Below are 11,905 nucleotides of genomic sequence, written 5' to 3'. Positions count from 1 at the left end.
TAGTTTCCTGTGTCGCCGGGCTGGCCCGGCGCTATTGCGTGTCGCGTTCAGGAATCGGCTCAGTCGTGTGGGCTGCGCAGTCCGTCCACGTCCAGGATCAGGGCCATGCGACCATCGCCGATCAAGGTTGCACCGGCGTAACCGCGCAGGCCGCGCAGGGCCTTGGGCAGTGGCTTGATGACCACTTCCTCGCGCCCGCGCACCTGGTCCACCACCAGCCCGAAGCGTGCTTCACCGGCCTGCAGCACGACGATGGTCAGCAGCGGCGAGGCGGCCGGCGTCACATCCAGCCATTGCCGCAGGTCAACCAGCGCCAGCGTGTGCGAGCGGCGGTCAAGCACGGCGCGGCCGTCGAACCAGCCCAGCGAGGTGCGCGGTGCATGCAGCACTTCCATCACGCGGGCCAGCGGCAGCGCGTAGACGTCTTCGCCGGCCTGCACCAGCAGGGTCGGCAGGATCGCCAGGGTCAGTGGTACGCGGATCATGAAGCGGCTGCCGCGGCCCAGTTCCGACTGGATCTGGATCTGCCCGCTCAGCTCGCGGATGCGCGACTGCACCACGTCCATGCCGACGCCGCGGCCGGAAATGTCGGTGACCTGCTGCTTGGTCGAGAAGCCGGGCAGGAACACCAGGTGCAGGCATTCCTCGCTGCTCAGGCGGGCGGCGGCTTCCGGATCGATCAGGCCCTTCTCGCGTGCCTTGGCGCGCAGCTTTTCCGGATCGATGCCGGCACCGTCGTCCTGCACTTCGATGCTGACGTAGTCGCCTTCCTGCTGTGCCGACAGGCGCACATGGCCCATCCGTGGCTTGCCCTGTGCTTCGCGCAGTTCCGGCGTTTCCACGCCATGGTCGATGGCGTTGCGGACCAGGTGCACCAGCGGGTCGGCCAGCGCTTCGACCAGGTTGCGGTCAAGCTCGGTCTCGGCGCCGATCAGTTCCAGGTCCACTTCCTTCTTCAGCGAACGCGCAACGTCGCGCGCCACCTTCGGGAAGCGCGAGAACACCTTGCCGACCGGCTGCATGCGGGTGCGCATCACCGCCGACTGCAGGCGCGCAGTGGCGATGTCCAGCGTCGACACGGCGCGGTCCAGCTCTTCATCGCGCAGGCGTGCGCGCAGCGTCTTCAACCGGTTTCGTGACAGCACCAGTTCGCCGATCAGGTTGACGATGGCATCCAGGCGCTTGGTATCCACGCGCACGGTGTGTTCGGCTTCGGCGACGGGCTTGTTGGGCGCCGGCTTGCTGGCAGTTGGCGGGGCAGGCGAGGGCGCCGGTCGCGGTGCCGGTGCGGCGACAACCGCTGCGGTGGCGTTGCTGCCCGGGGCGGCGCCACCATGCAGCTGGTCGAGCAGCGCCTCGAACTCGTCTTCGCTGATCATGTCGTCGGCTTTCTTCGCCGCCGGTGCTACGGTCGTCGGCGCCTTGCCGCCGTGCAGCTGGTCGAGCAGGGCCTCGAATTCGTCGTCGGTGATCAGGTCTCCGCCGCCCGCATTCGGCGTCGCGGCCGAAGGCGCGGCTGTGCCACCGCCGTGTACATCGAACTGGGCGACCAGTTCGGGCGGGGCAAAGCCGGGCTCGGTACCCGATGACACCGCGTCAAGCATCGACTGCAGGTAGTCCAGTGACTGCTGGGCGGCATCGAAGTGATGTGCCTGCAATACGGCCTGGCCGGCACGCACGGCGCCCAGCGCTTCTTCGGCGGCGTGGCACAGTTCGACCATCGCGGTGATGCCGAGGAAACCTGCGCCGCCTTTCAGCGTGTGGTAGCCACGGAACACCGCGTTGAGCTGTTCATTGTCCTGCGGTGCCTGTTCCAGCGACACCAGCTGTTCGCCGAGGCGATCCAGGATTTCCTGGGCCTCGATGATGAAATCGGCAGTGATGTCGTCGGCTACCGCGCCCATGGTTACAGTCCCAGATCCGACAACAGGTCGTCGGCGTCGTTCTGCGAGACCGCATGGCGGTCCAGTCCCTTCAGTGCCGGCCCGGCCAGTTCCGGGTCGGTGCGATGCTGTTCCGGCGGCAGGCCGAGCGCGCCGAAGCCTTCGTGCACGCGGCGGACGATGCCGACCACGCGACGGATGATCTGCCCGGTAAGGTCCTGGTAGCTCTGGGTCAGGGCGATCTCGGTGAGGTTGTGGCGGATGCGGTCGAGCTGCACGTCCTGGCCCGGCTGCAGGCCATCGGCGCGCAGCTGTTCGGTCAGGCTGCGGCACTCTTCGGCCAGGTCCAGGGTGCGATGGGTGGCCTGTTCGGTCATCGCCACCACGTGATCCAGGCGTGCGCAGGCGTCGTCAAGCTCGCCGGCTTCATCGGGCACGGTCGGCAGTTCGCCCAGCGCCTGGCCCAGTTCGCGGGCCAGCCGCGAAAGGCCGCTCATCATCGGCTGGGTGCGGAGTGCGACCAAGCCGTCGATGCGCTGGCGCCACGCCGCTTCGTCGCCGGATTCCAGCGCGTCCAGGGCTTCCTGCAGGCGCAGGGCGAGGGCACTCTTGTCGACCGTGGTATCCATCAAGCGCTGGCCGCCAGGCGTTCGAAGATCTTGCCGAGCTTCTCTTCCAGCGTCTGTGCGGTGAACGGCTTGATGATGTAGCCGTTCACGCCGCTCTGCGCTGCCTCGATGATCTGCTCGCGCTTGGCTTCGGCGGTCACCATCAGCACCGGCAGGGTCTTCAGCTTGGCATCGGCACGGATCGCCTTGAGCAGTTCGATGCCGGTCATCACCGGCATGTTCCAGTCGGTGACCACGAAGTCGAACGGCTGGCTCTGCAGCAACGACAGCGCGGCATGCCCGTCCTCGGCTTCGGCGGTGTTGGTGAAGCCCAGATCGCCCAGCAGGTTCTTGACGATACGACGCATGGTCGAAAAATCGTCGACGATCAGGATGCGCATGTTCTTGTTCAAAGCAGAGTTCCTTTGTTGATCAGCTCTCGAGGCCGGCGTCGGCCGCCTCGAAAATCTTCAGTCGGCCACGCAGGCGCAGGACCGCCTGGCCGTGGATCTGGCAGACCCGCGACTCGCTCACGCCGAGCACTGCGCCGATCTCCTTCAAATTCAGTTCCTGCTCGTAGTAGAGCGACAGCACCAGCTGTTCGCGCTCGGGCAGGTGGCCGATGGCATTGCCCAGCTCGCGGCCGAACTCGCCGCGTTCCAGTACCTGCTGCGGGGTCGGGCCGCCCTGGGCGACGGTGTCCAGCTCGCCCTGGTCTTCAATGCGTGATTCCAGGCTCAGCACCTGCCCGCGCGAGGCGTCCTCCATCAGGCGCAGGTACTCGGGCAGCGGCATCTCCATCGCAGCGGCCACTTCGGTGGCGCTGGCGGCGCGGCCGGTGCTCTGCTCCAGGCGGCGGATGGTGGCAGCAGCATCGCGGGCACGGCGGTGCACCGAACGCGGCACCCAGTCGCCACGACGGATCTCATCGATCATCGAGCCGCGGATGCGGATCGAGGCGTAGGTCTCGAACGAGGCGCCCTGGTCGGCGTCGTAGCTGCGCGACGCTTCGATCAGGCCCATCATGCCGGCCTGGATCAGGTCGTCCACTTCAACGCTGGCCGGCAGGCGCGCGGCCAGATGGTGGGCGATGCGCCGCACCAGGTCCGAGTGCTGGGCGATGACCTCATTGGCCGCCGTGCGCTGGACCTCTCTGTACTGGGCGGCGCCTTTCATGCGGCCACCCCACGCTGCTTGATGATGCGCTCGAGGAAGAACTCGACGCCACCGCGCGGCTCGGTCGGTGCCTGCCAGCGGGCGGTGCGGCGGGCGATCTCGGTGATCGCCAGCGCCGACGGGCTGGACGGATAGGCCTTCACCACCGGCTGCTGGCGCTGCACCGACAGGCGCAGCCAATCGTCCTGCGGCACGCAGCCGAGGTAGTTCAGCGAGACATCGGCGAGGAATTTCTCGCAGACGCGGGTCAGCTTCTCGTACAGCACGCGGCCTTCGTTGGGGTCGCGCACCATGTTGGCCACCACCTGGATGCGGTCCACGCCACGTTCGCGCGACAGCACCTTGATCAGTGCGTACGCGTCGGTGATCGAGGCCGGTTCATCGCAGACCACCACCACGGTGTCCTGCGCGGCCTGGCAGAAGGTCAGCACGCCATCGGTGATGCCGGCGGCGGTGTCCACCACCATGATGTCCAGCTCGCGCTCCAGTTCGGAGAACACGTTGACCAGGCCCACATGCTCGGCCGGGGCCAGCTCGGCCATGTGCCGGCGGCCGGACGCGGCCGGGACCACCAGCACGCCGTTCGGGCCTTCGATGATCACGTCATCCAGGCTGCAACGGCCAGCGACCAGGTCGGCCAGGGTATTGGTGGGGCTCAGGCCGAGGATCACGTCGATGTTGGCCAGGCCGAGGTCGGCGTCCAGCAGCAGGGTGCGTTTACCCATGCCGGCAAGCGCTACGGCCAGGTTGGCCGACACGTTGGTCTTGCCGACGCCGCCCTTGCCGCCGGTCACGGCAATTGTGCGCACAGGGCCAAGCGGCTCGCTGCGGGTCGCCGTCAGCGGGAAGGTGGTGGTCAGCTTGGCGTACTCACGCGACGGCATGGTTCAACTCCGGGTTGCAGGGCATATCGGCCGCGCGGCGCAAATCTTCAAGGCGAAGTACAAGATTGGCTGCACTGGCCCGGTGCAGGTCGTCCGGGACGTCCTGGCCGTCGGTCACCCAGGTGATCGGCAGCTTGTGGTCCACCGCCACCGACAGGGCGTTGCCGAAGCGACCGGTCTCGTCCAGCTTGCTCAGCACCAGGCCCTGCAGGTTGGCCGCGCCGAAGCGGCGCACCACCTCGTCCATGTCACCGAAGCTGGTGTTGGCCGGCAGCACCAGCAGGGTGCGGACCTGGCGGGCAGCGCGCAGCCACTGCAGCTGGGCGGCCAGCGCACGGTCGCGCGGGCCGAGGCCGGCGGTGTCGATCAGCACCAGCTTGTAGTCCTTCAATCGCTCCAGCAGCTGGTCCAGGTCGGTGCCGCTGTTGGCCTCGTGCACCGCGATGCCGAGCTGGCGGCCGTAGCCGTACAGCTGTTCACGGGCGCCGATGCGCATCGTATCGGTGGTGACCAGGGCGACATCGCGGGCGGCATGGGCTTCGGCGAAGCGCGAGGCCAGCTTGGCGATGGTGGTGGTCTTGCCGGCGCCGGTCGGGCCGACCAGGGCGATCACACCGCCTTCCTCCATCGGATCGACCGGGGCGATCGGCAGCTTGCGCGAGATCAGCCCCAGCATCAGGCCGCGGCCACGATGCGCTTCGGTTTCCAGCGGAATCTGCATGGCCACGTCGCGGGCGATGCCGGCGTCGAAGCCGTACTCGTCCATCAGGTCCAGCGCGGTTGCGCGCACCGGGCAGCCGCGCAGGCGCTCATCGGTGAAGCGGTTCATTTCGCGCTCGATCACCTGGCGCATGCCGGCCACTTCCTGGCGCAGGTGGCGGATCTCGGCGTCGTCGGCAACCAGAGTGAGAGCAGGTGCCGGGGCCAGGGTCGGCAGCGGTGCCGGCGCAACTTCCGTCGGCTGCACGGCAACCGGCGCATGGGGTGCTTCGTCTTCGGGCGCTGCGGCGGCCTGGCTGGCAACCGGCAGCGGCGGCGGCGAGACTGCCGGCAGCTGCGCGCTGTCTTCCAGCGGTGGATCGATCTGGAAGCGGGCGCGGTTCACCGCGGCAGCTGCGGCCGGCAAGGGCGCAACGATGGCGTCGGCAAACGGGGCGAAGATCTGTTCCGGCAGCGTCGATTCATTGACGGCGGCACGCGCCAGCGTAGCGGCGAAACCGGTGCTGCCACGGGTCGGCACGATTTCGTCGGCGCTGTCGAGGGTGCGGCCGGTCGCGCCGACGGCAGCGCGGGCGAGGGCGGCGACGGCGGAAGTGGTGGCTGCCACCGGCTCCGGTGCCGGGGTGCTGCTGCGACGGCGGGTGACCGCGGCGATCACCGCGTCGGCGGCGGTACGCGGCTTCGGTGCGGGCGGCGGCGCCACGTCGCGACGCGACGCTTCCAGGGCGCGCTGCACGGCGCTCTCATCGTAGTTGGCGGCGGCCACGATCTCGATGCCTTCCTCGATCCGGCGGTTGGACAGGATCACGGCGTCAGGACCATGTTCCTTGCGCACCAGGTTCATGGCCGAGCGCATGTCGGCGGCGACGAATCGTTTGATTTTCATGCTGTGGTCACGGGACGAAGTCGGCGGAGTGGCGGTCGGAGAACGCGGGTGGTCGGTGGTCTGCACGGTTCGGGTTCCCCTTGGAATCTGTCTGTTGCGGGTGTTTGAAAGTGGTGTCTGTTTTCTGGCGCTTTGCAGGGCGGCGTCAGCTGATCGTTCCGACCAGCTTCAGGCGCTTGTCCTCCGGCACCTCGCTGTAAGCCAGGACCGACAGCGACGGAACGCTGTGGCGGACCAGGCGGGCCAGCGCGGCGCGCACCGGGCCTGGTACCAGCACCACCGCGGGCTCGTTGCGGGCTTCCTGCTTGCTGACACATTCGGCCAGGCTCTGGTGCAGTCGCTCAGCGAGTCCGGGTTCCAGCGCGGCGCCGTTGCCCTGCGTGGACTCCTGCAAGACACGTTCCAATTGCGGGTTGAGGGTGAACACCGGCAGCTCCGCCGACATTCCGGCGATCTCCTGCACGATGAAGCGGCCCAGCGCGGTGCGCACAGCGGCGGTCAGCGTGGCCGGGTCCTGGCTGTGCGGGGCATGTTCGACCAGGGCTTCGGCGATCTTGCGCAGCTGGCGGATCGGAATGCGCTCGACCAGCAGGTTCTGCAGCACGCGCACCACCGCCGACAGCGGCAGCGCCTTCGGCGTCAGATCTTCGACGAGCTTGGGCGCGCTCTTGGCGAGGTTGGCCAGCAGGTGCTGCACTTCCTCGTGGCCAAGCAGTTCCGGCGCGTGCTCGCGGATCAGGTGCGAAAGATGGGTGGCCACCACCGTGGCCGGGTCGACCACGGTGTAGCCCAGAGTTTCTGCCTGGGCGCGCTGGTGCGGCTGGATCCAGGTCGCATCCAGGCCGAAGGCGGGGTCCTTGCCGGCGATGCCTTCCAGCGGACCGAGCGCACTGCCGGGGTCCAGTGCCAGTTCGCGGTCGGGATGGATTTCTGCGGTGGCCACCGGCACGCCATGCACCAGGACCCGGTAGCCGTTGGCCGGCAGTTCCAGGTTGTCGCGGATGTGTACCGACGGAATCAGGAAGCCGACGTCCTGGGTGAGCTTGCGGCGCACGCCCTTGATACGCGGCATCAGTTCGCCGCCCTGGTTGCTGTCCACCAGTGAGATCAATCGATAGCCGACTTCCAGGCCCAGCGGATCGACCGGGCGCAGTTCATCCCAGCTCAGTTCCGCCGTGGGCGCGGGGGCGGCGGGGCGGCCCAGCGCGTTCAGTGCGTTGGTTTCGCCTGCCGCGGTGTCGGCCTGCGCCGGCGCCAGGCCCTTGCGGTACACCTTCCAGGCGATGAAGCCGAGGATCGCGGCCAGCGTCAGGAAAGCGACGTTGGGCATGCCCGGCACCAGGCCGACCACGCCGAGGATGCCGGCGGTGATCGCCAGCGCACGGTACTGGCCGAACACCTGGCCGGTCATTGCCTGTGCCATGTCCTGCGAACGCGAGGCACGGGTAACCAGCATCGCCACCGCACTGGAGACCAGCAGCGCCGGCAGCTGCGCCACCAGGCCGTCACCGATCGACAGCAGGGTATAGGTGGCCGCGGCCTCGCCGAACGGCATGCCATGCTGCAGCACGCCCACGGCCAGGCCGCCCAGCATGTTGATGAACAGGATCAGGATGCCGGCGATCGCATCGCCGCGGATGAACTTGCTGGCACCGTCCATTGCGCCGTAGAAGTCGGCTTCCTCGCGGACCTCTTCGCGGCGCAGCTTGGCTTCCTCGCGCGTCAGCAAACCGGCGTTGAGATCGGCGTCGATCGCCATCTGCTTGCCGGGCATGGCATCGAGGATGAAGCGCGCGGTCACTTCCGAGACGCGGCCGGCGCCCTTGGTGATGACCACGAAATTGATGATGGTCAGGATCGCGAACACCACGATGCCGACGGCGTAGTTGCCGCCGATCACGAATTCACCGAACGCGGCGATCACCTTGCCGGCCGCTTCGTGGCCGTTCTGGCCGTTGAGCAGGATCACGCGGGTCGAGGCCACGTTCAGCGCCAGCCGCAGCATGGTGGTGATCAGCAGCACGATCGGGAAGATGGTGAAGTCCAGCGGGCGCTTCACGTAGACCACCGCCAGCAGCACCATCAACGAGATGGCGATGTTGAAAGTGAACAACGCATCGAGCACCGGCGCGGCCAGCGGCACCACGACCATGGCCAGCAGGGCCAGCACGATCAGCGGCGCGCCCAGACCCTGGCGGATCATCTCAAGCGCGCGGCGGGTATTGAAGCTGGAGGCCTGGGCGCTCATGGACGGCCCCCGTTGCCGAACTCATCAACCTGGATGTGTGGCGTGGACGGCATCGGGCCGGTCCGCCAGCTGCGCAGCTGGTAGACATAAGAGAGGACCTGGGCGACGGCTGAATACAGTCTCACGGGGATTTCCTTGCCGAGTTGGCCTTCCCGATACAAGGCGCGTGCCAAAGGCGGGGCAGAGACGATGGCGACCTTGTTGCCGTCGGCCACTTCACGGATGCGCAGGGCGGTTTCATCCACGCCCAGGGCGACCACGGTGGGCGCATTCATGGCCCCACCTTCGTACTTCAAGGCCACCGCATAGTGGGTCGGGTTGACCACCACCACGTCGGCGGTGGGGACCGCCTCCATCATCCGGCGGTTGGCCATCTGCTGCTGCAGCTGGCGGATGCGGCCCTTCACCTCCGGGCTGCCTTCGCTTTCCTTCATTTCCCGGCGCAGCTCTTCGCGGGTCATCTTCAGCTTGCGCATCCAGTTCCAGCGCTGGTACGGCGCGTCGATGGCGGCCAGTACCAGCATCGCTCCGGCGGTGGCCAGCAGCAGCCGCAGGGTGAAGCCCAGGCCGTCGCCGATGGCGGTTTCCAGTGGCTGGTGGATCAGCCCGCGCAGGGTGTTGAAACTGGTCCACACGACCATGCCGGCGGCGACGCCGACGAAGGCTACGCGCAGCAACGACTTGATGAACTCGGCCACGGCTTCGGGGCCGTACAGGCGCTTGAGCCCGCTCATCGGGTTCATGCGGTTGATGTCGGGCATCATCGCTTTGGCCGACCAGCGCAGGCCGCCCATCACCACCGGCGCCAGGAAACTGGCCAGCAGGCAGACCAGCACCAGCGGGGCGATCACCCACATCAGCTGCAGCAGCAGGTCGCCGAAGTGGCCGAACAGGGCCTTGGGGTGCTGGCGCAGGCTCTGTTCGGGGCTGAGCGCATGGCGCATCCAGGCGCTGGCGCCGCTGGCCATCGAGCCACTCATGGCCATCACCGCGATCACCCCGGCGCCGAATACGGCGGCCGTGCCCAGTTCACGCGAGCGCGGCAGGTTGCCCTGTTCGCGGGCGTCGCGCAGGCGTTTTTCTGTCGGTTGTTCGGTTTTTTCGCCGGCGGATTCGTTCTCGGACATCACAGGCACTGCAGCAGGGGATGCCGGGGTGCGTGCAAGAATCGTTCCGTGACGGGTGCATGTGCCAACCGAAGTTGGCGCCTGCCGGAGCAGGTACCGGTAGCGCCGGGCCATGCCCGGCGAGCGGGCAGCCTGGATCATTGCATCCGCCGGGCATGGCCCGGCGCTACCCCGGGGGCTGGTCCTGCGGGCTCTGCGCCAGTTCCACCCGTGGCCGCGGCAGGTCGTGCAGCTGCATGAAGCGGGCGGGGTCCACCGGCCGGCCCAGCAGGAAGCCCTGCAGGTAGTCGCAACCCAGGCGCTCCAGGTAGGCGCGCTGCGCTGCGGTCTCTACACCTTCGGCGACGATATCCATGTCCAGCGCGTGGCCCAGCGCAACAATGGCCGACACGATCACCACGTCCTCGGCGCTGTGTTCCAGGTCGCGCACGAATGCATGGTCGATCTTGATCTCGGTGGCCGGCAGGCGTTTCAGGTACAGCAGGCTGGAGTAACCGGTGCCGAAATCATCGATCGAGATGCCCACGCCCAGGGCGGAGAAGCTCTGCAGCAGGCGTAGGCTGGTATCGGTATCGCGCATCACCGTGCTTTCGGTGATCTCCAGCACCAGGTTGCGCGGGGCGATCGCGTAGCGCTCGATCACCTCGCGTACGTCCTGCAGCAGGTGTGGCGAACTGAACTGCACCGGTGACAGGTTCACCGACATCGTCCAGCTGTCGTGGCCGGCATCGTGCCAGTGCCGCAGCTGCTGGCAGGCCTGGTCCAGCGCCCAGCGGCCGATCTCGTTGATCGCACCGCTGCGCTCGGCCAGGCGGATGAAGCGGTCCGGCGGAATCAGGCCCTGTTCCGGGTGGCGCCAGCGGATCAGCGCTTCGGCGCCAGCCACCTTCTGCGTGGCCACGCGGATCTTCGGCTGGTAATGCAGGAACAGTTGCTCGCTGCCGATCGCCCGACGCAGGTCGGCCAGCAGGCGGAACTGCTGCTCGGCGCTGTCGTTCATCCAGTCGGCGAACAGCACGAACGCATTGCGGCCCGACTCCTTGGCCTGGTACATGGCTGCGTCGGCGAAGGCCATCAGCTGGCGTTCGCTGGCGGCGTGGTCGGGGCAGATCGCGATGCCGATGCTGGCGGTCACCTGCAGTTCGTTGTCCGGCAGCAGCGGGCCGCTGCCCACCGCCTGCAGGATGCGCCGGGCCAGGGTCGGCAGGTCCTCGTCGTGCTCGATGCGCACCACCAGCACGAATTCGTCGCCGCCCAGCCGTGCCAGCAGATCGTGTGGGCGCAGCAGCTGGCGGGTGCGTTCGGCCACCGCCACCAGCAGCGCGTCGCCGGCCTGGTGGCCATAGGCATCATTGACCTGCTTGAAGCCATCCAGGTCCATGAACATCACCGCGAAGCGGCTGCCGCCCTGTTCGGCCTCGGCCAGTGCCTGCACGATGCGCCGCTGCAGCAGCAGCCGGTTCGGCAGGCGGGTGAGCGGGTCGTGCAGCGCGGCCTGGGTCAGTTCCTGCTGGGCGTCGGTCAACGAGGTGCTGAGCAGCGAATTGCGCAGGCGCAACAGCTGTGCCTCCACCCGCTGGTCCAGCCAGGACACCACCAGCACCACCGCCAGGATCGCCACGGTCAGCACCACCACCAGCATCGCCAGCCAGTTGTTCTGCAGGCCATCGCCCACTGCGGCGCCGCAGATGCTGCCTTCGGGGAAACGGGCGGCGGCCATGCCGGTGTAGTGCATGCCGACGATGGCCAGGCCGAGCAGGCCGGCGGCAGCCAGGCGGTCGCCGATGCGGGTGTGCTGCGCGCGCAGGCGGAAGGCCACATACAGCGCGGTCCACGACGCGGCCACCGCAACCAGCAGCGACAGCAGCAGCCACACCGGCTGATAATCGATGCCAGGTTGCATGCGCATCGCGGCCATGCCCACGTAATGCATGCTGGCGATGCCGCTGCCCATCAGCAACGCGCCACCGGCCAGGCGTGGATGGGGCAGGGTACGCAGCGACACCAGCCAGAGCGCGAACACCGACGAGCCGATCGCCAGTGCCAGCGACAGCAGGGTGATGGGCAGGTCGTAGCCCAGCGGAATGGGCAGGTCGAAGGCGAGCATGCCGATGAAGTGCATCGACCAGATGCCCAGCCCCATCGCAAAGCCGCCGCCGAGGCGCCACCACCAGGTCGCGCCCTTGCCAGGCGCGGTGACGGTGCGCCCGGCCATCGCCAGCGCGGTATAGGACGCCATCACTGCAACCAGCAATGAGGTCGCCACCAGCCACGGGTTGTACGTGCCTTCCAGCATTCGTCAGTCTCCCGGACCTGCCTGTCAACGGAAAAACTACGGTGGGGCATGCGTAAGGCGGGCGACCAGAGGCCGCC

The 11,905-nt window shown here is 67.8% G+C and carries 9 protein-coding genes; all 9 read right to left on the bottom strand.

Translation table 11 applies throughout. The features are described 5' to 3' along the window. Positions 1 to 59: 59 nt before the first annotated feature. The 9 genes from H3005_RS17435 to H3005_RS17395 all read right to left on the bottom strand — a co-directional run bounded on the left by H3005_RS17435 (position 60) and on the right by H3005_RS17395 (position 11,828). Positions 60 to 1,904 (bottom strand): chemotaxis protein CheA, encoded by a 1,845-nt coding sequence (locus H3005_RS17435; RefSeq protein WP_191078655.1) that lies wholly within the window; start codon positions 1,902 to 1,904, stop codon positions 60 to 62. A 2-nt stretch (positions 1,905 to 1,906) separates the two neighbouring features. After that, positions 1,907 to 2,512, bottom strand: a complete 606-nt coding sequence (locus H3005_RS17430; protein ID WP_025878978.1) for a protein phosphatase CheZ — start codon at positions 2,510 to 2,512, stop codon at positions 1,907 to 1,909. After that, positions 2,512 to 2,904: a chemotaxis response regulator CheY gene (cheY, locus tag H3005_RS17425; RefSeq protein WP_006365466.1), complete on the bottom strand. Its 393-nt coding sequence runs from the start codon at positions 2,902 to 2,904 to the stop codon at positions 2,512 to 2,514. The genes H3005_RS17430 and cheY overlap by 1 nt, the downstream gene beginning before the upstream one ends. Before the next feature lie 19 nt (positions 2,905 to 2,923). Beyond that, positions 2,924 to 3,667 (bottom strand): RNA polymerase sigma factor FliA, encoded by a 744-nt coding sequence (locus H3005_RS17420; protein ID WP_025878979.1) that lies wholly within the window; start codon positions 3,665 to 3,667, stop codon positions 2,924 to 2,926. Continuing rightward, positions 3,664 to 4,551: a P-loop NTPase gene (locus H3005_RS17415; RefSeq protein ID WP_025878980.1), complete on the bottom strand. Its 888-nt coding sequence runs from the start codon at positions 4,549 to 4,551 to the stop codon at positions 3,664 to 3,666. The genes H3005_RS17420 and H3005_RS17415 overlap by 4 nt, the downstream gene beginning before the upstream one ends. Continuing rightward, positions 4,538 to 6,157, bottom strand: a complete 1,620-nt coding sequence (gene flhF, locus H3005_RS17410; protein ID WP_100552468.1) for a flagellar biosynthesis protein FlhF — start codon at positions 6,155 to 6,157, stop codon at positions 4,538 to 4,540. Before flhF ends, H3005_RS17415 begins: the two co-directional genes overlap by 14 nt. Positions 6,158 to 6,302: 145 nt before the next feature. Beyond that, positions 6,303 to 8,405, bottom strand: coding sequence for a flagellar biosynthesis protein FlhA (gene flhA / locus H3005_RS17405; protein ID WP_100465286.1), 2,103 nt, complete (start codon positions 8,403 to 8,405; stop codon positions 6,303 to 6,305). Then, complete coding sequence (flhB, locus tag H3005_RS17400; protein WP_089240997.1) at positions 8,402 to 9,532, bottom strand: flagellar biosynthesis protein FlhB; 1,131 nt, start codon at positions 9,530 to 9,532, stop codon at positions 8,402 to 8,404. The genes flhA and flhB overlap by 4 nt, the downstream gene beginning before the upstream one ends. Positions 9,533 to 9,698: 166 nt before the next feature. Next, on the bottom strand, positions 9,699 to 11,828 hold the full coding sequence (locus tag H3005_RS17395; RefSeq protein WP_191078654.1) for a bifunctional diguanylate cyclase/phosphodiesterase: 2,130 nt from the start codon (positions 11,826 to 11,828) through the stop codon (positions 9,699 to 9,701). Positions 11,829 to 11,905 lie beyond the last annotated feature (77 nt).

It is taken from the genome of Stenotrophomonas sp. Br8, from assembly GCF_014763005.1.
Lineage (GTDB): Bacteria > Pseudomonadota > Gammaproteobacteria > Xanthomonadales > Xanthomonadaceae > Stenotrophomonas > Stenotrophomonas lactitubi.
Note: the sequence above shows the minus strand (reverse complement) of the source record. Positions and strands in the feature narration are given on the sequence as shown.